The organism is Candidatus Zixiibacteriota bacterium, from assembly GCA_040753875.1.
Classification (GTDB): Bacteria; Zixibacteria; MSB-5A5; order GN15; family FEB-12; genus DATKJY01.
In genome coordinates, this window is record JBFMDV010000039.1 from 1 (window position 1) to 23,834 (window position 23,834).

Here is a 23,834-nt window from a genome sequence, read left to right on the forward strand (position 1 = left end):
GTGCCGACAGCCAGGTTAAGATCATAGGCAGCACGTAGTGCCGGGCCTGAATAGGTGCTTGAGTTCCAGTACGCAGGCAAGAGGAACAAAAAAGGAACTTGACGTCGGCCTTTACATAGGTGCTTCGGCGAAGCGCCTCGCAGTGACGGAGGAGAGCGTGGTGCGGCGGAGCCACACGGTCTTGCTAAGAAGACCAAAATAGCTATCTTAGAAGTAACTGGGCTAACTCCAAATGAGAATGCAGAGGAGGCAGGTGTGACTTCAGCCAAACCCTGGTACCAGACGTTCTTCCACGATTTTCGGCCCCTGTTTGGGATTCTCCCCCAAAAACGAACCCATGAGCATATTCGCTTCATCATCAAGAAGCTCGGACTCAGAAAAGGGAGCAGGTTTCTGGATTGTCCCTGCGGAATCGGGCGGATAGCGCTGCCGCTCGCCGCTAAAGGGATTCGGGTCACCGGTGTCGATCTCTCCCAAGAATATCTCGATGAACTCGCGGCGACTGCAAAGAAACGGCGGCTGAAGATCGAACTCGAGCGTGCGGACATGCGGCGGGTGACGTTCGACCGTCGGTTTGACGCCGCCGCCAACCTGTGGACCTCGTTCGGGTATTTTGAAAACGATGCCGAGGAAATGAAAACCATTCGCGCCATGTACCGGGCACTCAAGCCGGGAGGGAAATTCCTGCTGCATGTCATCAACCGCGATTACATCATCGCCCACTACACACCGAGCGATGTGATCGAATGCGGCGACGTTTTTTCGTTTGAAGAGCGGAAGTTTGACTACGCGACCTCAGTCAACAAAGGGGTCTGGAGGTTTTTGAAGGATGGAAAACTCTCCAGCCATAACATCGGCATCCGCATGTACTCGTATCACGAACTGATCGCGATGTTCCGCAAGGCCGGGTTTGTCGATATCGAAGGGTTTGGTGGCACTAAGGACGAGCCGATCTCACGCGACAGCAGCATGATGTTTGTCGTTGGGACACGGCCAGAGTAAATCGGCAGACGAGGACGTCTGCCGTGCACGCCACATAGACTAAGTGATGGTGAATCGGCGACAGACGGGGAGATGCTGTCTCAAATGCGATACGGCGTCAGGTCACAACCCCGACTTCGTCGGGGTCAGGACCTAACGCAACCTCACTGACTTGTGGGACAGCCTCAAAAGTCGGACGTGCACGTGATGGGGACAAAGCTGACATCAAGGAGGTAACTGTGCCCGAGGCCATATTCATATTCTATGTCGCCGACCAGAAGCGAAGTGCGGAGTTTTACCAATCAGTTCTGACACTGAAGCCGACCCTTGACGTTCCCGGCATGACCGAGTTCACCCTTGCTGACAACGTCAAGCTCGGCCTGATGCCGCAGGCCGGCATCAAGCGTCTCCTGGGAGAAGCGCTGCCGGATCCGGCTTTGGCGTCGGGAGTACCGCGCGCCGAACTGTATTTGATAGTCAAGGACGCTGCATCGTTCCATAAGCGGGCTTTGGAATCGGGCGGTGAGGAACTCAGCAGTCTGCAACTTCGCGACTGGGGAGACTGGGCAGCGTATTCGCTTGACCCCGACGGGCACGTGCTGGCTTTCGCCGAACTGCGCGCGTGACACTGAGACCTCTCTACCCGATTGTCATAAACACCGAGCAAAACCGGAATCTTGAAGAAGCCGCATGGGTATGGAATTAGTTCCATACATGCTCTTCTCAGGCCAACAATTCTCGGCTGTTTCACCGTACCTATCTCGTTACGTTGCAATAAGATAAACCGACCGGCGAGCCGGTTGCTTTTTCTATCGATTAGTAGAAGGGAACTGATCGTCGAAGGGAAACGCCATGTCACGTAACGTCTTTGTCGGAATAGTCGCCCTGCTCGCCCTGGCCTTGCCGGCAGCTTTGATGGCTACGGATTGCCCGGCCTCGACGCTGGCATCGTCAGATACCAGTCTGCTGGTGCCGGAATCACTCTGCGAGTATTACCGCAGTGGGAATCTTCCCGAAAAACTTGCTTACAGTATTGACCTGTGGCACGACGCCATCCTCAAGTCGGATGACAAGCGGGCGGAGGAGTGCGAAACGAGAATGCAGACCCTTCTGGCCGTTGATATCGCCGCGGACCAGCAACTTCTGGGGATATCCACTCCCCAGCGGGCGGTCTCGGCGCGAGAATTAGCGGACCACAGTACCGACTCACTTGGCTGGATCAGCCTTGATATGGAGACGTTCAACCAGACATACGATATAGTTTACGCTAAGCAGCGGCTGTATGAAAATATCAAACAGAGCGATTCGTTTTCGAACCGGTATCGACTGTTATGGGATTATATCGAACTGACGCGGCGGGAGCTGGGATTGCCCCGGCTCCGGCTGGCGCTCGGCGAACGGGCGACAACCAGGGAGGTCAGGGCGGGGAACCTCTTGCCCAACTGAAAGCTCCTCTCTCCTTCTCGTGTGTGTGTGAGCCCTTCGCGATACGCCGTCACCGTACCCTCCTCGGTGGCGGCGTTGTTATTTCAGGCCGTGCCGTCAGGTCGTACGCTCGATGGCCTCGCGAAGGAGTTGATGCAACATTAATACTCAGCTATGGACATTCAACCAAATGGCCTCCAAAGAACAGGTAGTCTATCACAAGCTGCATGTCCGATATATCTACTTCCCCGGATCGGTCAGCATCGCTCTCTGCTAAACAGCATGACACTTCACCGCCAAAGAATAGAAAATCGATAATCGCCGTCATGTCCGACAGATCCACGATATCGGCCAGGTCGCCATCGGCGTTGCCTGTGTAAACCGAACAGCAACAAACGTCGCCAGTACCGCTCCTGTCACAATCCTCCTGCCCCGGATTCCAGACGGACACGCAATTGTCACAAATATCTCCAATGCCATCTCCATCAGCATCCGGCGTTGTCGTGGTGCAGGGTGCCACGTAGATCAGATTCTGCTTTACTGTGTCATCTGACCCACAAGCGTTCGCGGCAGTTAGACCAATCGTGTACATTCCGGCATAAAAAGCCCTTACCGGTTCCTGCAAAGTGGAATGCGTTCCATCCCCAAAATCCCACTGCCAACTCATGGGCTCGTTGGTGGACCAGTCATGGAAGTGATACAGAGGCGGATAACTGGAGCCATACAGGTTGTGGGTGAAATTGGCCTGCGGCACCGGACACGTGACAGCAAACCGGTGCGAGATAAACTCATCGTAGTTGAGTGCTATATCGAGATTAATGTCCTTTTCGTTATAGCCTGTTATCCCCGTCGTGTTTCCACCATCGCTTCCTCCGTGGCCTGCATCAACGCACAGCATGATAGCGCTGGAATCAGAGGTCAGCGCTATGCAAATCCCAATGGCCATAATCAAGAAGGTGAGATCAGGCAGCTTGTGAGATCGACCTTTCATAACTGCCTCCTCACCGCGAGATAGAGCACACCACGCGCAACAAACGAAATTCTCCTCCCATCCGGAGAAAATGCCGGTTCAAAGGGCGCTGATGTTGTCAATGTTGTGTCCAATAGAGAGAGTTGAAAGGTCAGATAATTGAATATGCCAAGCCGATCGAGCGCGTAATCGTGACCATTATCGCAAGTGAGCCGGAATATGACCTCAGGGCCCACAGGACTGAATGACTCCGACCCGAATCCGCAACCTTGCGTACCCGGTGGAAACGGTTTGAGTTGACTCAACGTGTCCAGTACGATGAGTCTGTCATCCGCCAGTCGGACTATAGTGCCTCCAAACATGATGTGCGAACGGTCGGGGCTGAGACGCAAGGGCAATGTGAGATACGGCTTATACGGCTTGTGCGATATCATTGAGGAATCGGAAGCATCCAGCGCCGCCAAATAAAGGCCATCCTTCCCTGTTCTGAGTTCGTGCACTTGGCCGAGTTGCATCTTACTGTTCGGCGGCCAGAGTATAGCATTCTGCGCACCACTGTTTACACGATAGTAATAGGCAACCCCTTCCACGGACTTCATCGGTCCCCTGAACGTGCGTTGCGCCTCGGACGATTTCTGTTGCTTGCTGTATCGATACTGCTCCACTACTCGCATCTCCCCTGACGTGACGTTGATCGCGGTTAGGCGATGGCTCACTGTATCCCCATTCCCATAGTCTCTCAGATAAACAAGTAACTCATCCTCTGAGGACCAGACTAAACCTCGGGGGAGCAGATTGACTTTGGCAACGCTCCGAGAGCGCCCAAGAGTATCGCAAATGGTAAGTTGGCCCCCACTGAAGAACACGATCTTCGTCCCACTGGGCGACCAGAATTCTCCGTCCCACATCCCACCGTCAACTGGTGCCACTGGCATCACCTGTTCGATCGTGCCCTCACCGGCTCTGTTCCCCCCAGCAAGTGCCATGACCAAAAGCAACATGAGAATCTGTTTTGCCATCTTTCTACCCCCTTATCAATTCTTCGCGCTGATGCAACCTTGCGCTGTGCATCTCGACGATGCAATCCCCAATTGCGAACCAGCACCCGTCTCCTCGTCGATTGATGTCCCTCTCAAGATGTTGCTGCTTACATAATGTACCATAGTCTCAAATGTTCATTTTCTCGGCTTCTGAATCCTCCTTTATGACTTATACACCAGCAAGGCCCGCATTCCGAGATTATCGTTAATAGACAACTCGCTCCAAATCAGGTATCATTTCTGCTACTGCTGTACCTCCCGACGTCTATCCCTCGTCTTGTCTATATGATGACGAATGCCCTCTCCTCATGTCAACAGGTAAGAACAGGACTTGTATATCCATTGTACGATTCAACCGACTCCGCCCTCCGATGACCGGATCGCACGGCGAGCCTTCGACTTCATTCAGCCTGCGGCTGTGCGCCACCCATCGGTCGGTGAGTTTGCTTCGGCGAAGCGCCCCGCAATGACTCACAATCGATATTGTCGTTTGAGTTGTCTACGCGATTTGTTTTTTGAACTTGCTCAGGAATTCTATCTTGGGAGTGACGCCCAGGACCGGCAGGCCGATGAACTGCTCGAGGTCTTCGACCTTCTTAAACGAAGAATCCAACAGCTCCATCACTACCGCCGCGGCACAACCGATCACGAGGCCGAGCACAATACCAATAAAGATGATCTTCACGCGGTCCGGCTTGAACGGTATCATCGGCAGCTTGGCCGGTTCGACGACACGATATTTGGAGGACGACATGTCCTGAAGCAGCGCCTGCGAAATGGTAGTTCCCTCCTGCTGTTTTTTGAATTTGTCACGCAAGTCGGTGGCTGATTGAATCTCGCGGTCGAGCCGGTCGATGGTCGCCTGATATTCCGGCAGACGGTTCACCTGGTCCTTGATCTGGTCCAGGGTCGATTTGAGGAATTCTCTCTTGGCAGTGAAGTAGTCCAGGCTGGCTCGCGTGGTGAACAGCTCCGTGAGCAAAGCGCGGGTCGATTCGCTGACGTTTTCGTACTGAGCCGTCACGAGCCGCTTGTTTTCAATCTCAATCCCACCCAGCAGTGAGTTTTGGCGAAGGCGATTGTTGAGAATCTGGGGGTCACGCCAGGTGTACTTGGTCATCAGTTCGGAAACGGAACGCAGAAGTTCTTTCAGGTCGGCTTTGGCGCGGCGGTTATCCTCGGAGTCCTTCAATGTCAGACTGGCTGCCGAAAGTCCTTCGGTGCCGTTGAGACGGGAAAGCAGACTCCTTTCCCGCGTTTGCTGGTCATTGAGATCCGACTGTGTCTGGTCGATCTCTCCCTGTATCTGGGTGCGGTTGCTGTCGGACGTAATGGCACCGTCGAGCTGGTTCCGGAGGTAATTCCGCTCGAATTCGGTCTTTTCGTCGATCTTGTCTTCGAGCAGCTTTTCATATTTCTGAAGCTGTACATCGGAGAAATCCTGCGACGAGCGAATTGACGATAGCTCCTGTTTGAGTTTCTCGGAGATGAAAATATCGCTGAGTGCATTGGCCATGTCGCGGGCCTGGGCCGGACTGGTGGACTCGGCCGTGATCTGGATCTGGTCGCCGCCCGCATAGGTCACGTTGATCTTCTGTTGCAGTTGCCCCTGGAGCAGAAGCAGTCGAGCCTGGTCCAGGGTCATGCCGGTGGCCTGGTTGACCGCTTTTTGCGCCCGACGACTCAACTCGGGATCCTGATCCAGCTTGAGCCGGGTCGCCATCTGGGAGATATACCACGATGAGGTCAACTCGTTGTAGTAGCCACGAAGTTCTTCGCGCCGCTGCTCCGAGGTCTGCTGCGCGCGGCCGATCCCGAGAAGGCCCTGCAACTCAGTCGAGAGTTTGACATCCTTGTTGAGTTGGACAATGCTGAACGCCTGGTATTCCGGCGTAATGAAAAAGGAGCCGCCGATGATGATGGCGCTGACAATGACCCACGGCAGAAGAATCAGCCATTTCCGCTTCCGCAGGATCGGCATGAGGTCCCGCAGGTCGTTGATTTTCAGATTTCCGTTAATGGTCGGCACTCCTTGTCAGCGGATAAATCAGTCGGGGCGGCAACATTCTCAAATCACCACCCGGAATTAAGTTATTGTCTCGCTACCGCCGGCACAAGCCTTAAATCGGTTGGCCGCCACAGGTTATACTCCAGATATCGGAAATGGGATGGACGAACCTTATCCTTGCGGACTTTAGGCTGCGGGTGTGTTTGATCACCTTTGGAAGGTCGCTGATATAATCGTCGTTCTATTGTACTGGAATTAAAGAAACAATTGGGCGGTTTTGGTCGTTAAAAATCGTGCTTGCGATGTCGATAATGCGTACTATATTGTAGCAGAGTAGGTTATGCAGATTGTACGAGGTGGCTCTATGGATTTGAAAGAACTGACGGAAAAAGGGCAGGAGATTTACAACCGTCGGTATAAGGCGGAGTTGGAAAAGTCTCATTACGGGGAATATGTCGCTATTGATGTCGCGACCGAAGAGTTCTATCTTGGAGCATCACCAGAACAGGCCGCTACAAATGCGGCGAAGGCCAATCCCGGTGGATTTGTTCATCTGATTCGTATTGGTTATAGTGGCGTCTATAGGATGGGGAGTTTGCTTTCTAATGCGAATTACTCGATCTTTTGAAGGACAGAAGATTCCGACATTTCCGATTACTCTGAGGGGGCCCCTTTCCAATACTTTCGGCGAGCACGAATATGAAGCAGGCATCGATACCGGATTTACTGGTTTCATGTTCCTTCCATTTCTGGAAGCCTTGAAGCCTGGTCTAATTCTTCGAGGCGCAATGCCCCTCACTCTTGCCGATGGAAAACCGCAAACATTCTTATACTGTCTCGGCGAGGTCCTTATCGAATCAAAATCCGATCTTGGTATTGTCCTCATTTCGCCATCAGATGATGTCTTGATTGGCATGGAATTTCTAACTCAGTTTGGTCTAAAACTCATTGTCGATCCCATCTCAAAGTCGGCAACATTGACTGACGAAGAAATTCTATTGCAAGCGGCCCAACTCCCCGAAGTTTCAAGCTGACCCACAACCGGCCTCTGTGTTCACTCACGGATGAAAAAGGACCCGCTGCCAGACGGTGCCGGTAGCGGGTCGCATTCAAACTCGAAAGGGGAGCTTGCCGCTATCTCAGGACTATCAGCTGCCCCTTGATATCGGAATTCTCGATATACCACAGGTAGACACCGGAGGAAACCGTATGGCCGGATTCATTCATGCCGTCCCAGACGATATCCTCGCCGGTGTTGTTGGTCCAGCGTTTGACCACTTCGCCGGAAATACTGATCATGATCAGGTTGGAGCCAGACGGTATACCGGTGAATACCACCGTCCCCCCCTGATCCATCTTGAAAGGATTCGGGTACGCGTGGGTCTGCGGATAGACCGTGAAGGCGTAGACTTTTGAGAAGAAGAGGCTGTCCACGCTCGCCTGCCAGTAGTACGTGCGGTTGGGCTCCAGCGGGAATGGTATTTTCCAACTGGTGACGGTGCCCTCTTCCTCCGGTACTGCCGGCGAAGAGACAACGATACTGATCATGTTGGTGTCTTCCGCCACCGCAAAGTAGTAGAAGCGGTCTGCCGTGGTCTTGGCGGCAGTGCTGCTTCCGGCGGGGAGGGAATCCGGCAGATTCTCGATGCGGAGAATCGGCTGCGAGACGTTGAACGCCGACGGTGATGATGTCGTGAGTCCTGTAGTATCGGTCGGCGGCGTGAACTGTTCCGTGCCGTATATCTGGACCTCGGTCAGCGCCAGGCGAGCCGGATGGTCCGCCGACCCAAGGTTCGGCGGCTGGTAGATTCTCAGCCTGGTGGTGCGAAGCGTATCGGGGAAACCGTTAATGCTGGCGTGATCGATCTCCGGACTGATCACCACAGCCGCATCAAAATAACCTACGCCGTTCCAAGCCTGTATGCTGTACTGCTGTGAAGTCAGCCAGGTCTCGCCCAACGTGTCGCAGGCCCAGTAGATGATCACTTCCGATACGAGCGAGTCGCTTCCAAGGTCAATTTCAACCCACTGCGGCTGGTTGCGGTTGTCATCGGATACCCAGACTTCGGTCGTCGCGCCGCACGTGTCGATCACATCGTCGGTCAGTACGACCGGTGTGGTGCTGGAGCCGTCGATTCGCGAGGCGACCGGTTTGCCGGCCGCCAGATTCGGCTGATTCTTGGGCGCGGTCGTGAATGTCTGATCCTCGCCGTATGCGCGCGTTCCAGAAGGTTCGGCGCTAACCACACGATACGTGTACGTGGTCTTGGGACTCAGACGCTGCAGATAGACCGAATGTCCAACAGCATAGGATTTATCCTCTGGAGTGGATTTCTTGTAACGTCCCCGGGCGCCGTACTGCACCTGCGACGTGGCGGCGACCGATGTCGTCCACATGACAAGGGCCGAACTATCCGTCACGAACCAGACCTCCTCACCGCTGATGGCCACTTCGCCTCCGGTGGCAAGACTGGTCACGAATGAGGAATCGCTGCTCTGCTGGACGCCGTTGCCGGGGTCGCACAGGAGACGGAAATGATATGTGGTAGCGGCACTCAGGCCCGTAATCACCACCGTGTGATTGAGGACCTTGTTGGCATCGCGGGTGGTCGCAAACCCGTATTGCGTGGTCGGGCCGTATTCCACCTGCGACGTGGCCAGCAGACTGGTGGTCCAACTCAGCGAGGCCGAGCTCGATGATATATCCGTCACTGTGACGTTCGAGTAGACCAATACCGGCATCAGCGGGATGGTATCATAGATAGGGGCTGAAAGCTGGCTTCCGTTTTTGACCCAGCCCCCGATGATAATGGTGTCCGGCTCGTTGATGAGTCGGCTGAAGAAGAACGACTGGCTGTTGCCGGCGATATACAGGCGGGCCCATCGATCCGGGGAGTTCACGGTCGGAAGAGCCGATGTGAAACTGATGGCGATAATCACCGAATCGGGCCAGCTCTCCTGCCCGGTTCGATACACAATTCTCAGGCTGTCGTTTTCGCCGGCGTAGTCATATTGAACCGAGTCGATGACAACAAACACGAGCGGCTGAGGAGCCGGCAGTGCATACGTAAGGGTATCGTACAAAGCCGGCGACCAACTGCCTCCCTCGCGCACCCATGCCGCCAGAATCAACGTCGCCGATTCGACTATGGAACGACTGATTATAACGGTGTCAGTGGCGGATGCTGAGAACACGCGACTGAACCGGTCGGACGAACTGAGTGTCGGCTGGGAGCCATCGGTGGTCAACGCGAAGACGACCGAATCCGGCCAGGTCTGCGCCCCTGTACTGAACCGAATGCGGATACTGTCATTCTCCACCGAGTAATCGTTGTGCAGAGAATCGAGTGCCAGCGCCACCAGTGGCTCCGGGGACGCCGAAAACAAGACAACCGTATCATAGCGGGCGCTCGACCAGACGGCGCCTTCTTTCACCCAGCCGCCAATAATAACAGTGTCGGCTTCAGTAATGGCGCGGGCGATCACGGTGGTGTCAGTTATATTGGAGACGAATGAGGACGTAAATCGGTCCGAAGCATTGATGCCGGGCAGCGTGCCGCTGAGACTCAAGGCAAAGACGACCGAGTCGGGTGTGGTCTGGGTGCCTGTCTGCCAGCGAACGCGCAGGCTGTCGTTCTCGCCGGCGTAGTCCGAACGGATCGAGTCGATCGCTATAAGTACCAGGGGTTCGGGCGGGGTGGCCGCCGGGACGGCATATATCAGCGTGTCGAACCGAGCGGTCGATATCCCAGCTGCGTCCTTCACCCAGGCGCCTATTATTATCGTATCCGGCTCCGCAACGGCGCGGATTATTCTGGCCGTGTCCGTCCTCGATGCTGCGTAACTTCGCGCAAATCTGTCAGGCGAGCCGGTGGTCGGCAAGGTACCGTCGCTCGTCAATGCCAATATCACTGAATCCGGGAAAACCTGACTACTCGTGGTATAGCGAATGCGAATACTGTCAGTCTCACCGGAGAAATCGTTACGCACCGAGTCGATCGCCAGTGCCACCAGCGGACTGGTAGGGGGCTGTATCAGGAACAAGGTATCGTACCGTCCCACCGAATAGGTGTTGGCATCTTTCACCCAGGTGCCGACGATGACCGTGTCCGACTCGGCAATGGCTTTCACGACAATGGCGCTGTCGGTGCGCGATGCGAAATAGCGCCGCGCAAAGCGGTCTGCGGACTGGCTCTGGGTCGGCAGAGCGCCGGTCAGGCTGACGGCATAGATGACGGAATCAGGAAAAGTTTGCGTGCCAGTGGTATACCGAACCCGCAAACTGTCGCTTTCGCCGCTGTAGTCACAGCGTACCGAGTCCAGGAACACCGAGGTCACCGGATTGGTGGGTGGCTGGATCAGAAAGACCGTGTCATATCGAGCCGTAGAGTAGGTGGTACCGTCCTTGGTCCAGGCGCCGATGATTACCGTATCTGACTCCACAATAGCGCGAATGGCATACGAGGTATCGGTACGAGCCCCTACATACGCTCTCGCCCAGCGGTCGGTGGATGACGGGGTCGGCAGGGTGGCAGTGGTGCTTAGCGCCAGAACTACGGAGTCAGGGAACGTCTGTGCCGAGGTGGTGTAGCGGATCCGCAAGCTGTCTGCCTCGCCCGAATAATCGGCGCGGGTGGAGTCGATAATCACCGATACCAGCGGGCTCAACGAAGGCTGTGCCAGAATCAGCGTATCATAGCGGGCCGAAGAATAGGTGCCGCCGTCCTTGACCCACCCGCCAAGAATCAGTGTGTCGGTCTCCGTAATAGTTCGCACCAACGGTATAGTGTCGGTGATTGAGCCTGCGTACGCTACGGCCGAGCGGTCGGTTGACGTCACGGTCGGCAGCGTGCCGTTGGTGGTGATGGCAAAAATAACGGAATCCGGGAATGTCTGCGTGCCGGTGCTGAAGCGAATCCGCATGCTGTCGCTCTCGCCGGAGAAGTCGCAGCGGAGCGAGTCGAAAAACAGGCTGGTCAGAGGTGTCGGCGCGACCACCGGTTGGGTGAGGATGATCGTATCGTACACGCCGGCGGAGAAGCCGCTGTCGTTGTCGCGGACCCAGCCGCCGACGATCACCGTATCGGTCTCGTTGATGAGTTTGGTGATCCGCAAAGTGTCGAGGCGCAAGGCACCGAGGTACGGGCGTGCCCAACGGTCTGACCCCTGAGCTGAAGAAGGCAGAGCATTCGTAAGACTGATCGCCACAATAACTGAGTCGGGCCAGGTCTGGGCGGAGGTCTGGAAGCGGAAACGAAGGCTGTCGTTTTCGCCGGAGTAGTCACAACGGAGCGAATCAGCCACGATGGAATTGAGGCCGATAGGGGGCGTGGAGCCGCCAGGTTGCCAGGCGCCGATGCGCGTCCAGCGCTTGCCGCCGTAAGTGACGTCGATTTCCGGAAGTGAGTTAGGGCGAGACAGGTCGCCGGCGGCCGGATTAGCATACCCGCCGACTGCCGCGGATAGCGGCGTTGTCGCATAGATCGAGCCGATGTCCTGCAGCACAGGCCCGGTCCAGTTCCCGGAGCGCCTAGCGATCCAGTTTGTCCACGTATACCCAACAAAGAAATTGTCAGAGTTCCAAAATAGATTGTTTGAACAGAGCCAAGAAGTATCCGATCCTCCCGACCACTGTATATAGGAACCGTACTGTGTCCCCTGTGCAAGATTGTACTTGAAGTAGTTGTCTGATGGGACGGCCGCATTCCTGCTCCCATCCTGTCCAAATACCATTGCGGCGCTGGCAGAGGTGTATGTCGTGTAGATGCTGTTGTTCGCCACAAAATGCTGATAGTTTGCCGGAGCACCATACAGTCCGTCGGCACGATAGGAAATGTTGTGGCTGACGTTGTTGATGAAGTAGTTGCCGTAGCAGGAGTCGCCCCATTGATTGCCGAGCATACAATATCCGAATGCCGGTGCGTTTTTGACGGTGTTGTATTTGAAGACGTTGGCATACCCCCTCGCCGCCGCGGCCTGATTTTTCCACTCGGCTCCATTGACCCCATCTATCAGACAGCTGTCGACGACCGTGTAATCATGGCTGTAGGTAGTGATAATGGTAGCCCTGTCGACGGAATTGTTCTCGTCGATATACATCACGTAACAGGCGCGGATGCGATTCCCCTGACACATCGTACCACCGCTCCGGGTTGAAACGGCGCACTCGTTCGATGCCGGTCCGGAGGCAATCCGCGTAATGCGACAGTGCTCAATCCAGACCGAGTCGGGGGAATACGGGGAGTTGCCGATATCTACCCCGCCGAACTCGGAGTAGCGGATATCAAAACCGATGATGGACACGTAATCCGCTTCGTTGACATTCCACAATGATACCGATGGCCTTCTGGTGGCGTAGATATTGAAGTTGGTCGGAGAGGCTCCGGTGGTCGTGCGGAAATACAGCACGCCGGCGGATTTGTCATAATAGGCCCGTCCGGCCGTCGCGTCCGACGTGAACTGCGCAAGGCTGGTATCCATTTTGACCTTCAGGGTATCCTGTCCGGCGACATGAGCGGTTCTGTTGCTGTACTGATTCCACTGAGGCAGACTGACCGGGGTTGAATAGGTCGATTGTCCGGCATCATACGACGTCCATGCCGTTCCTGCCGGGACACGCGTTGCTCCGGACAACGTACACGCCTTCGCCATTGCAACGCTGGCTTCAAACTGGAGGCGGCTGGGGTTGACGAGGCTGTTGTAGTAGTTGATTCCAGGATCATAAATAGTGTTGGCCGTGACGCCATCGCCCGCAGCATAGCACGTGCGGTCATTTCTATTGGCGTTGGCGGGGGGAATGAGCATCTCACCGATGTAGGACCCAGGCGCGAAAAACGCCGTATCCCCACCGACCATGACGCTATTCAACCACCCCACAGGCGTCTGCCCGGCAGGCGGCCCGGCGTTCGCCCAGGTGGAACCATCGCGCGTTCCGGTACCGGTCGGCTTGACGTAGCGTGTGGTGCCCTGGACAACACTGGCCAGCGACAATATCAGGAAAAGGCAGATGAAGTCGTATTTTCTCACGGCAGGCCTCATTATTTAGCGAACTCCATATGTATACAGACTTTATCGACATTCAGACATCAAAAAAACGTGCCGGATTCAATGATTGTCGGACCGTTTGTAACCTGTTGTCGGGCTTGCAGGTTGAATATGAGGAAACGGAGGCTGGGCGTTGCGGGCTGTGCGTTTCGTGATTGACGGTCAAAAGCTGAACAGTGGAAGTGATTGGCAGACTCACGCCCCCACTAAACTATATGGGCTCCGGGCTCGCCAAGGATTCCCGAACCGCTCAGTGTCTGCAAATGACCTGGCGTCAAGAAGAAATAGTTGACACTTTTGTCGCCACGGCTCCACCTGTTAAGATTCCTTCCATCGAACCAATAGGCCTCGTAGCCCTCGTGTTGCATCAGTTCGAAAGTCTCGGCGGCCGGAGATTTTGAAGCACCTGGGTCGCCTGATATCTCGACAAGCCACGCCGGCTTCGATTCTCCCATCACCTTCACAGCACCTTTGATACATTTGAGCTCGTGTCCCTCGACATCGCACTTAATGAAGGAGATGTTACGTGGTAGTCTCAAGAACAGGGAATCGATGGTCTTCGATTCTACTCGCTCTCGCCTTAGTGAGCTGTCGGTTATGTCATCGACGATTCTGGCTTCGTAAAAATTCTCACCTCCGGATTCGTAGGTCGGGACCTCCATCGTCACGTTGCTATTCGAATTGGAGACGGCACAGTTTATCGGTTCGACATTCGCCAACCGAAGCTTCCTTATGTTGGAGCAAAGAATCTCAAATGTATACGGGATTGGCTCGACGCTCAGTACACGACCGTGAACACCTACAAGATCCGATAGAAACTTAGTGTACACTCCGATGTTGGCTCCTATGTCGACTACGCAGTCCCCAGGGCGTACCAGATGTATAATGACTCCAAAGTCCTTTTCGTCTCTTTCGCAAATTGATCTTAGAATGCGGGGATAATACGCCTTCTTTAGGACCTGTAAAGCACGCTCAGGAAGCACGCTCAGGACAAGGGCTTTTACCACATTCTTGATGTTCATCGATACCTCCCCTTCAGCGGCTGCTGACCGGAAGACCCTCTCTCGCCAACGGTGGCCATGTCGGCATAATGTTCAGTCCACTATTCCTTAGCGGGATTATCGTTCACGACTTGGGTTGAGTGTGCCGCCGGTGGCAGTTCGGAGACAAAATAGCGGAATTTGCCGCTCTTGTCAGCGGGAATCTCCTCGACGATCTGGAATGTCACGTTCATCCGGGGGCCAAGGTACACTTTCCATTTTTCACGGATGGCGTTCAGGTCGATCTGGTCGAAATCGGGCCCTTTCTCGAGATAGACCTCCAGGCGGTCAATCGCCCGCTGATACACTTTGAATTTGCGGATTCCCTTGGTAAGCGTGTAGTAGAACATCCCGCCGGCCACTTTTTTGCCCTCGGGAGTGGTCAGCATGTCTTCAAGTCGTCCCTCAATATGGCCGAGCATCGGCAGGTGCAGGCCGCACGGGCAGGGACTTTCCTTCCGTTCCACGATATCGCCCAGATGGTACCGGACAAACGGCATGGCGTAGCTGGTGAGGTCGGTGATGACCACTTCGCCCGTCTCGCCGGGGCCAACTTCCCTGCCGGTGGCCGGGTCGACCACTTCAAGGTAAATGTTGTGGCTCATGACATGCATCTGGTCGCTCGGGCAGGCGAACGCGATAATGCCGCACTCGGTGGTGCCATACTCGTTGACGATGGGGCAGGCGTAGGCCTCTTTCATCAGTTGCTTCTGTTCCGGATACAGAATCTCACCGGTGGCGACGATGGCGTGGAGGCGAAGGTCGGCCGGGTTGAAGCCGAGGCGACGCAATCGAAGCGCGAGTTCGGTCATATAGCTGGGGACACCGTACATGAATTTGGGGCGGAACCGCCTGACTTTGTGATAGAAAGCGGTGCTGGATTGGTCGGAGACATCGAACGAGCTGAGGCGGATGCGGTTGAGCAGGAAGTCACGTGTATAAATCGAGATTTGTCGTTTGAGCTCGCGCGGAAGGCCCCAGATACGACACTGACGGTCGCCGATCTCGATGCCGTGCCAACTGTAACAGTCGTGCATGATGGCGTTCATGTAGGCGAGCGAATCATGGTCTTTGACAAAGTCGAGCGGCATGCCGGTCGAGCCGGAGGTATGGCGATGGGAGATGCGTCGCTTTTCGGTTGAGGCCATGCGCGCGGAATGTTTCCGTATTTCGTCCTTGGTCAGGAGCGGGATTTTGGCAAAGTCGTCGGGGGATTGGATATTCGCGGGCGAGATTCCGTGCTGGTCAAATTTCTCGCGATTGTATGGGCTGTGTTGATAAACGTACTCCAACAGTACGCGAAGCCGTCGCCACTGATCCGTCTGCATCTGTTCCGGGCTTAGTCTATTGAATGCGCGGACCTCGCGGAGATACGGGTAAAGCCGCTCGCCGCGCAGCGCCAGAATCGGGTAATAGAAGAGGTGTCGGGCAATCCACGGGTGCATAGCGTCAGTCTCTCGGCGGCTCGGGCGTTAGTGTCCGGTCGATATAGATCCGGTGCCACAGTTCGAGGTTGGTGAGAGTCCAAAGTAACTCACCATGGTTGCGGGTGCCGGCGCGGTGTTCCTTGATGACCGCTTGCACACGTTCGGCGCGGAGTCCTTCGCGCTGTCTGAACTTGGGTTCGAAGAACATATCGAGATAACGCCCTAATCCATCATTGTCCCGGAACCACAAATCCACGGGGACACCAAAGCCGACTTTCTGCCGGTAGATCGCCTCGTGCGGTAAGTACTGCTCACCGAGGAGCTTCACCAGGTACTTGTTTCGGGTGCCGTTGATTTTAAGACTCAGCGGGAGTTTGATGGCCCATTCGACGAGGCGATGGTCCAGAAACGGCACGCGGCCCTCGATACTGACGGCCATAGTCATCCGGTCCACATCGTACAGTGCCGACGGGATATACGTTTTCAAATCGAGATACATCGTCTGCTCGGTGAGGTTGTGACGTGACAGCGATGGGTGACGCAGAATAGAGCGCCGGTATTCGAGGTACTCGCCATTCGTGTTGGTGGCCAGAATGGAACGGACCAGCTCCGCCGGGCCATACATGGCGTTGTACAGGCCGACGTCTTCGAGCGACCTGCCTAAGAAATATCCCATTTTGTTCAGTTTCCTGCCTGGTGCGGCGGAGAGAGCGGCTCCGAGCGCTTTTCGAACAAACCCAGGAAGACCGGCTGCGTGCGACACCGTGCGGGGAATCAGAAAGCGCGGATAGCCGCCGAACGACTCATCGGAGCCATCCCCCGTGAGGACCACGGTCACGTACTGACGGGCAAGCTTGGAGACAAAATAGATCAGCGGCGACGATGGGTGGTGAAGCGGCTCATCGTGGTGCCAGACGAGAAACGGCAGAGCGTCGGCGTATTTTTTCTTGTCGATACGGATGACATGATGGTTGGTCTGGAACCGATCAGCCATCATGGTTGCGTAGCGGGATTCATCCCACTCCGGCTCGTGAAAGCCGATGGAGAAAGTGTTCAGATCGGCGTTGTGGTGATCTTTGGCGAAGGCCGTGGTCAGGCCGGAATCGACCCCGCCGCTGCAGAACGTGCCGAGGGGAACATCGGACATCAGCCGGTATTTGACGGACGCCCGGAGGTTTGCTTCCAGCTGTTCCGTCGCGGATTTCAAGTCGGTCTCGCCATACTCCCCGGGCGGGCAAACATCCCAGAACTTCTCCGTGCGGATGCGGCCGTTCTCGCAGATTAGCAGATGTCCAGGCAGAAGCTTGGCTACTCCCTCGAACAGGGAATCTTCGCCGGCTGGGTATCGGAAAATCAGTTGTTCCTCAAATGCTCTGCTGTTGGGTCGTGCCGGCACGGCAGGGTTTTGCAGCAGTGCTTTGATCTCGGAGGCAAAACAGAGACTGCCGTCGCGGATAGTGTAATGGATCGGCTTGATACCCAATCGGTCGCGAGCTATGACCAGCCGCTTTCTTGGGGCATCCCAAATCGCCAGACCGAACATGCCGTTCATCCGCGAGAATCCAGCTACTCCCTCCTGTTCGTACAGGTGAATGATGGTCTCGGTGTCGGCTTTGGTACGATATTGATGCCCTTGGGCGATCAGGTCTTTGCGGATATCGGCATGGTTGTATATCTCACCGTTGAAGATAATCCAGACATCACCGGTCTCGTTGGACATCGGCTGATGTCCCCCGGCAAGATCGACGATGCTCAGTCTGCGGAAACCAAACCCCAGCGGACCATCAAAATAATAGCCGTCATCGTCGGGACCGCGATGTGTCATCACCCCGGTCATTTTTCGCACCACCGTCTGATCGACCGGTTGCGAACGTTGGAAATTAAGTACGCCGCAAATACCGCACATGAAAGTAACTGTCCCTTTGTTGTCCGGATTCTCAGGTCACTTATTTAGTGTCTGTTGAACAATACGTTCACACTTTCGCTGCGTTCTGGTAACACTGTTTGAGGGTCTCGCCGATGATGCCCCAGGCGTAGTTTCGTTCGACGAACTGGCGGGCGTTCGATTCCAGCTTTCGACGGAGTGAAATATCGGTCAATGCCCGAACGGCCTGGTCAACAAACTGCTCGACCGAATCGCCGATCAGAATCTCAGTTCCATTCGTGGCCCCAATCCCCTCGGCACCGATGGTAGTGGATACGACCGCCTTGCCACTGGCGAAGGCATCCAGAATCTTGAGCCGGGTTCCACCTCCTACCCGAATCGGCACGACAAAAACCGCCGCCCGCGCGACATGTTCGCGGATATCGTCGACATAACCCATCACTTTGATAGTCGGATCATGAGCGGCCAACTCAAGCACCCGTTTGGCCGGGTCCTGGCCGACAATGACCGCTGTAGCCTGGGGAACGCGCGCTCTGATACGCGGGAACAGTTCCTCGCAGAACCAGGTCATGGCATCGCGGTTCGGGTACCAGTTCATGCCGCCGACCCAGACCATGCTGGTCGCTTGTTCGTCCGGGCGGGGTCGGAAATACTCGACATTGGTGCCGTTGGGCACCACCTCGGTCTTGGCGCCCGGGCAGAATCGCAACAACTCGAGCGCATCAAGTTCGGAGACGGTGAGGTTCAAGGCGAAGCGCGGCGCCAGAAGTCTCTCATAACGGCGCAGTTTCCAGCCCTGCAGCAGAATATAGAGTTTCACCAGAGGGTTCTTTTCGCTGTAGCCGCGGCGGAGCATCAGGCTCGATTCGATATTATGGTGATTGAGCACAGCGGGAACTCGCCCGAGATATTTTATGTAACCGGCAAGAGCGATGGTGTCGATATGGACCAGGTCGAAATTCCCCTCGGCGATCATAACGCGGAGTTTCCGGGCCATCTGTCCGGTTCTGAAACGCCAGACGGAGTACGGAGTCAATGAAAGGAGATTAAACAACAGCAAGAGATACCAGCGGAATCGGCTGTAATCGGTCGGGATTTTGAAAACCGTCACGCTCTTATAGGTTTTGTCGCATTCAGCGACGGCTTCACTCAGTTTGGCCTCGGTGTTGAGAATGTTACGCTGAGTGAAACTCAACAGGTGAACCTCGTTGGTGGCGGCTGCCTCGCGGAACAGGTAGTGGTTTCGCTGGAGGGCCCCGCCGTGCGGCGGGTACGGCAGAAAATGGGAGAGAATGAGGATTTTCATGCGAGCGCCATAACTTCGCGATACACGGCCAGCAGGCGCTGTCGCTGCAGGTCCACGGAGAACTCTTCCTGTACCCGGGCTCGCGCGGCCAATCCCATTCGTTCGCGCAGACCGGTATCAGCGAGCAATTTCACACAGGCGTCGGCCAGCGCCTCGGCATCGCCAGGGGGCGTCAGAATTCCGGATTGATCGGGCTCTATAACTTCGGTGATGCCTCCGACCGCGGTGCTGATGCAGGGTTTTTTCAATGTCATAGCCTCCAGGAGAACCACCGGTATCCCTTCGTGGTGCGACGTCATAACAAACAGGTCGAGACCGTTAAGGATATCCCAAACATCGTGGCGAAATCCCAGGAATTTCACGGTCTCACCCAGCCCATTCGATTGCGCCAAAGCCATATACCGGTCTTTCAGCGGGCCGTCTCCGGCAAGAACGAAACAGACCTCGGGACGCTTGTGGTGTATCAGCCCTGCCATCTGCAGAAACAGTTCGTAGTTCTTAACCGGGACCATCCGACCGAGCGAACCTATGATAGGTTGGTCCGGCGCAACCTGCAATTCCTTTCTCAGTTCCACGGAACTGCGGGAGGGAACAATCTTGACCGGGTCGACCGCGTTGTGGATCGTGGTGATGCGATCGGGGTTGTATAATCCACGAAACTGCCGCTCGATATCATGCGAGACCGGCTGGATGCGCTCGAAGTATCGACGGGTAACAAATCGGTTGGCGCGGTCATACAGTTGGCCTTTGAGATTCTTGACGCCCGAGAACATCTCCGTGACGCCGTGCACGGTCTGGACAAGTCCTCTGACGCGACACCGCTTCTTGAGCATGGCAGCCAGGATGTTCTCTTTGTAACGGTGGGAATGGATGATATTAACCGGTCGTTTCGTCAACTCGTCGACCACCCGACCGCGGATTGCCCAAAATCCGTGGCCGGCTTCTTCGATGACGGTGACACGCAGGCCTGATTGACGCAATAGGGCGGCGAGTTTCCCTTCGTTCAGGAGGATAGCGGAGAGTTCGAGTTCATCGCACGCCGTGAGTGCGGTGATCATGTTGAATGCCTGCGCCTCGGCGCCGGCCCACAGATCACCGGAGATGAGGTGACATACCCTTATCGTTTGGTGGCGTCCCATACCACATACTTCTGGCCGGTCAGGTATTTCCACCAGGCCACCAGTATCGAAAGGTTTACCATTACGAAGAACAGGGGAATCTTGAACAGGCTGATCTGTTGTAGCGGTCGCAGCAGGTACGCGAGCAGAGCCATAACGTACAAGAGCGCCTGTCCGGCCAACAATGCCTGGTAGAACAAGCCATGCCGCCATAGAAACAGGTTCGCTATGAGTAAAACTATTATGGCGAAAGGCACCAGCCACCGGCACAGTTTGTGGCTGAACATCTGGAGCGTATAGGTGCCGTATTTGAAAACATTGAGTATTTCTTTGAACTCAAATAGCACTTCCAGCCCGTGCACGACGGTGCGGACCTTGCGCATGAATTCTTTGTCGGGGTTAGCCAGGACGCGATAGTAACCGATGGCTTGGTGCTCGACTACGGCGCGAAGGCCGTGCATGCGGGTGACGATCGGCATGTAGAAGTCGCTGGACATGTCGCCGATCCAGTGGTAGCAGAGATATTTTCTGACGGAGAAAAAGCAGCCGCTGGCGCCGACGAGCGAGCCGACCTGGTTTTCGAGCGCCCGAAGTTTCATTTCGTATCGCACATACGCGCCCTCGCCAGCCGAGCCGTCGGCGGTCTCCTCGATCCTGTCTTCGCCGGAGACACAGCCAATCGTGGGGTCAGCGTACGAGCGAACTATTTTGGCGATGGCATCCGCCTTGAGAAAAGTGGTGGCGTCGGTGAGCACGACAATGTCCGTAGTGGCCATTTGTATGCCGTGTCCTTGTCCGTAATGCTTGCCGTGCCGCTCGGCTATGCGAAGTAGTTTGATGCCGCGATCGAAGTAGGAACGGACAATCTCCTCGGTCTGGTCGGTGGAGGCGTCGGAAACAACGATGATATCCAGCTTGTCCTTGGGATATTCGAGCGCCAGCGTGTTGTCGATTTTGTTGGCGATTCGTTTTTCCTCGTTGTACGCGGTGATGATCACGGTCACCGGCGGATACCAGTCCTGTTTGGCGACTTTCTTGACATGAAAGAGCGAGATAAGCCACAAGGCCAGGGGATATCCGATATAGGCCCAGAAAATGACAAAGGCCGACCCCCAGAAGAGGACCGGCAATACTACTCCGCCCACTGTAGGAATTTCCCTTTTCGGTGCAACAACTGCAGGAAAAGCCGCTCGTACTCAGCCACCATCTTATCCAGACTGTACTCACGGCCAACTTTCTCACGTGCGGCTCGGGCGAATGCAGAGCGGCGGGTGTCATCGGTCAAGAGCGACTGAAGCGCAGCCGCCAGTCCGTCGGCATCGCCGACCTTGAACAAAATCCCGTTCACGTTGTCGTCCACTATAGCCGGGTTTCCCCCCACGTTGGTCACCACGGCGGGGAGGCCCGAGGCCATTGCTTCCAGCAGTGAGACCGAGGTACCTTCGGAAACCGACGAGAGCACGAACAGGTCGAACAGATTCAGGAAATCCGGAATATCCGCCCGTTTGCCGGCGAACCGGACCGAGTCAGTCAAATTGAGAGAGCGGACCTGTTCTTCGAGTTCAGTTTGCAATGATCCACCGCCGACCAACACGAGCACACTCTCCGGCAGCGCTCGGTGAAGTTGGGCGAACCCCTCGATGAGAGTTGCCTGGTCCTTAATGGTCTCCAGACGTCCGACAGTTCCGACCACCCGAGCTTCCGGTGAGATATCGAGTTCCCGCAAGAGCGTTTCAGATTTGGGGCGAGGGGAGAATGTCTCCATGTTCACGCCGTTGAGAATGATCTGCATTTTATGTTTCTGGACTTTCAATTTCCGGAACATGTTGTCACGGAGTTCCTCGGAAACCGCAATGACACGGTCGGCGAAACGCGTGGTGACGGCGTCCTCAAGTGTTCGCAGCGGCGGCTCGATATTCGGTCGGCCATGGTCGGTGTACACCACCACCGGGACACGGGCAAGACGGGCGGCTGCGGTGGCTTCAAAAAACGTCCCGGAATGGGTGTTGATGACATGGATATGGTGTTGCCGGAAATATTTCACGAGTTTCAACGGATCGCGCGGGTCGAAATGCCTTGGGTTCTTCTCCAGCAGCCAGACCTTGATGCCGGCCTCCTGGAGCAGCTCGGCGAACGGCCCCAGCTTGTTGAAGCAGCAAACCTCGACATTGAAGCGGGTTTTGTCGATGCGGAGAGTCAGTTCGGTGACGATTCGCTCCAGCCCGGCGAAGCCGAGATTGAGAACGGTGTGAAGAAGATTGATTCGTTCGGTAGACATAGAAGAGTCCGGGCTCAAGCGCTCTGTTGTCCCGGAATGGGAAGCTGCCTGATCACTTTGGCCGGGTTGCCGGCCACCAGCGAATACGGCGGCACATCCTTGGTGACCACGGAGCCGGCCCCGATGATCGAACCTTTGCCGATATGAACCCCTTTGAGGATGATGGCGCGAAAGCCGATCCAGACGTAATCTTCGATAATAACAGAGCGCGGGTCAAGGTCCGGGCCTTCCTGGGAGATGTCCTGGGCGTGGTAGTTATGTTCGACTATGACCACATCCCATGAGATGCCGCAGTTGGAGCCTATTTTGACTTCGCGGCCGCAGTGTATTTCGGTCCGGTCGCCGATATTGGTGTTGGTGCCAATAGTGAGAACGGCCGGGACACCCTCGAGGACTGACATCGCCACCAGTTTGACATTGGGCCATAGGGTGCAATTGGGGCCGATCCTGATTACTCCGTTTTTCTTGCTTATGATCTGCTTCCCGATCGCCTTGATCGGGCCGTTGATCTCCACCTGAGAACGAAGCCACCACCCGCGCATGTATCCCATGATCTTGCGGCGTATATCCTTGAACCTGAGTTGGCGCAACCGCGCCAGGCGTGATGGTTGTTGTCCTGCCATGGAAATAGCTCCTCAATCCGGCCGATACCGCTACCTCAATATCGGTAGAATCCTGGATTTTGACAGGCAGACCCGGCGGGATTGGCATTCAGTTATTTGCGGCGGAATGGTAGGGGGATAAGCGCCAAAGTGCAAGGCAAAACTGGAGTTAAGTTGACAAGCATAATGCTGCGGCCTATTTTGGCCGGTGTCGGGCCGGTCGGAAACCGCCGATACACGCAGAGAGTTTAGACTACCATGAATGAACTGGGCAAGAAACTGAAACTGCACCATATCGGCATCGTGGCCCGCGACGAGGCCCAGATCGAGCAGTTCAAGACCATCCTGGGACTCACCGAGGAAGCACGGGAGACAATCGAAAAGTATCACGTCACCAACGTCTTTCTCAGTTGCGCCGGTGGGAGCAAACTGCATTTCATGATTCCGCACAAAGGTGTGCTCAAGAATTTCAACCAGGGGCGGGGCGGCTTCCATCATATCGCCTTCTGCGCCAAGGATATCGATGCCGCCCAGAAGGAACTAGAAAGCAAGGGGATCAAGTTCATCGCCGGTGAGAAACAAAAGGGGATCGGGCAGTTTCAGTTCAATTTCGCGCTCCCCAATATCGCCGGATTGAACGTGGAACTGATTCATGACCCGGACATGGACTGGTCCGACACCGAATAGCCCCGCACCAACAAGGATACACC

Annotated in this window: 18 protein-coding genes; 6 read left to right on the forward strand and 12 right to left on the reverse strand. The window is 55.5% G+C overall.

Features of this window, described 5'->3' with window-relative positions; translation table 11 throughout:
* Positions 1–255: 255 nt before the first annotated feature.
* The 3 genes from AB1644_13860 (at position 256) to AB1644_13870 (ending at position 2,427) form a co-directional block, all read left to right on the forward strand.
* Positions 256–1,002 (forward strand): methyltransferase domain-containing protein, encoded by a 747-nt coding sequence (locus tag AB1644_13860; GenBank protein ID MEW6052134.1) that lies wholly within the window; start codon positions 256–258, stop codon positions 1,000–1,002.
* A gap of 218 nt (positions 1,003–1,220) precedes the next feature.
* Positions 1,221–1,607: a VOC family protein gene (locus AB1644_13865; GenBank protein MEW6052135.1), complete on the forward strand. Its 387-nt coding sequence runs from the start codon at positions 1,221–1,223 to the stop codon at positions 1,605–1,607.
* A 226-nt stretch (positions 1,608–1,833) separates the two neighbouring features.
* Positions 1,834–2,427: a hypothetical protein gene (locus tag AB1644_13870; GenBank protein MEW6052136.1), complete on the forward strand. Its 594-nt coding sequence runs from the start codon at positions 1,834–1,836 to the stop codon at positions 2,425–2,427.
* Between the two features lie 151 nt (positions 2,428–2,578).
* Here AB1644_13870 and AB1644_13875 read toward each other — a convergent pair whose 3' ends face one another.
* From AB1644_13875 to AB1644_13885, 3 genes are all read right to left on the reverse strand, one after another.
* Positions 2,579–3,397 carry a PKD domain-containing protein gene (locus AB1644_13875; protein ID MEW6052137.1) on the reverse strand — a complete coding sequence of 273 codons (819 nt, stop codon included), beginning with the start codon at positions 3,395–3,397 and terminating at the stop codon, positions 2,579–2,581.
* Positions 3,394–4,395 (reverse strand): hypothetical protein, encoded by a 1,002-nt coding sequence (locus tag AB1644_13880; GenBank protein ID MEW6052138.1) that lies wholly within the window; start codon positions 4,393–4,395, stop codon positions 3,394–3,396. Before AB1644_13880 ends, AB1644_13875 begins: the two co-directional genes overlap by 4 nt.
* Before the next feature lie 520 nt (positions 4,396–4,915).
* The gene (locus tag AB1644_13885) at positions 4,916–6,445 is read right to left on the reverse strand and encodes a GNVR domain-containing protein (protein MEW6052139.1); all 1,530 of its coding nucleotides are present in this window, start codon (positions 6,443–6,445) and stop codon (positions 4,916–4,918) included.
* A 343-nt stretch (positions 6,446–6,788) separates the two neighbouring features.
* On the opposite strand from AB1644_13885, the gene AB1644_13890 reads away from it, so the two are divergent.
* Together AB1644_13890 and AB1644_13895 are read left to right on the forward strand one after the other, a co-directional pair.
* Positions 6,789–7,052, forward strand: a complete 264-nt coding sequence (locus tag AB1644_13890) for a hypothetical protein (protein ID MEW6052140.1) — start codon at positions 6,789–6,791, stop codon at positions 7,050–7,052.
* The gene (locus AB1644_13895) at positions 7,030–7,458 is read left to right on the forward strand and encodes a hypothetical protein (GenBank protein MEW6052141.1); all 429 of its coding nucleotides are present in this window, start codon (positions 7,030–7,032) and stop codon (positions 7,456–7,458) included. Before AB1644_13890 ends, AB1644_13895 begins: the two co-directional genes overlap by 23 nt.
* A 100-nt stretch (positions 7,459–7,558) precedes the next feature.
* On the opposite strand, the gene AB1644_13900 is transcribed toward AB1644_13895, so the two are convergent.
* The 9 genes from AB1644_13900 to AB1644_13940 form a co-directional block, all read right to left on the reverse strand.
* Positions 7,559–13,450, reverse strand: coding sequence for a fibronectin type III domain-containing protein (locus tag AB1644_13900; GenBank protein ID MEW6052142.1), 5,892 nt, complete (start codon positions 13,448–13,450; stop codon positions 7,559–7,561).
* 224 nt (positions 13,451–13,674) lie between these two features.
* Positions 13,675–14,490 (reverse strand): FkbM family methyltransferase, encoded by an 816-nt coding sequence (locus tag AB1644_13905; protein ID MEW6052143.1) that lies wholly within the window; start codon positions 14,488–14,490, stop codon positions 13,675–13,677.
* Positions 14,491–14,570: 80 nt separating this feature from the next.
* Positions 14,571–15,953, reverse strand: coding sequence for an AMP-binding protein (locus AB1644_13910; GenBank protein ID MEW6052144.1), 1,383 nt, complete (start codon positions 15,951–15,953; stop codon positions 14,571–14,573).
* Positions 15,954–15,957: 4 nt separating this feature from the next.
* Positions 15,958–17,841 carry an asparagine synthase (glutamine-hydrolyzing) gene (asnB, locus tag AB1644_13915; protein ID MEW6052145.1) on the reverse strand — a complete coding sequence of 628 codons (1,884 nt, stop codon included), beginning with the start codon at positions 17,839–17,841 and terminating at the stop codon, positions 15,958–15,960.
* A gap of 67 nt (positions 17,842–17,908) precedes the next feature.
* Positions 17,909–19,126 (reverse strand): glycosyltransferase family 4 protein, encoded by a 1,218-nt coding sequence (locus AB1644_13920; GenBank protein ID MEW6052146.1) that lies wholly within the window; start codon positions 19,124–19,126, stop codon positions 17,909–17,911.
* Complete coding sequence (locus AB1644_13925) at positions 19,123–20,265, reverse strand: glycosyltransferase family 4 protein (GenBank protein ID MEW6052147.1); 1,143 nt, start codon at positions 20,263–20,265, stop codon at positions 19,123–19,125. Before AB1644_13925 ends, AB1644_13920 begins: the two co-directional genes overlap by 4 nt.
* The gene (locus AB1644_13930) at positions 20,244–21,374 is read right to left on the reverse strand and encodes a glycosyltransferase family 2 protein (protein MEW6052148.1); all 1,131 of its coding nucleotides are present in this window, start codon (positions 21,372–21,374) and stop codon (positions 20,244–20,246) included. The genes AB1644_13925 and AB1644_13930 overlap by 22 nt, the downstream gene beginning before the upstream one ends.
* Positions 21,375–21,376: 2 nt before the next feature.
* A complete protein-coding gene (locus tag AB1644_13935) occupies positions 21,377–22,522 on the reverse strand; it encodes a glycosyltransferase (GenBank protein MEW6052149.1) in 1,146 nt (381 codons plus the stop codon).
* Between the two features lie 14 nt (positions 22,523–22,536).
* Positions 22,537–23,145: an acyltransferase gene (locus tag AB1644_13940; GenBank protein MEW6052150.1), complete on the reverse strand. Its 609-nt coding sequence runs from the start codon at positions 23,143–23,145 to the stop codon at positions 22,537–22,539.
* Positions 23,146–23,382: 237 nt separating this feature from the next.
* Between AB1644_13940 and AB1644_13945 the strand changes: the two genes are divergently transcribed.
* The gene (locus AB1644_13945) at positions 23,383–23,811 is read left to right on the forward strand and encodes a VOC family protein (GenBank protein MEW6052151.1); all 429 of its coding nucleotides are present in this window, start codon (positions 23,383–23,385) and stop codon (positions 23,809–23,811) included.
* Positions 23,812–23,834 lie beyond the last annotated feature (23 nt).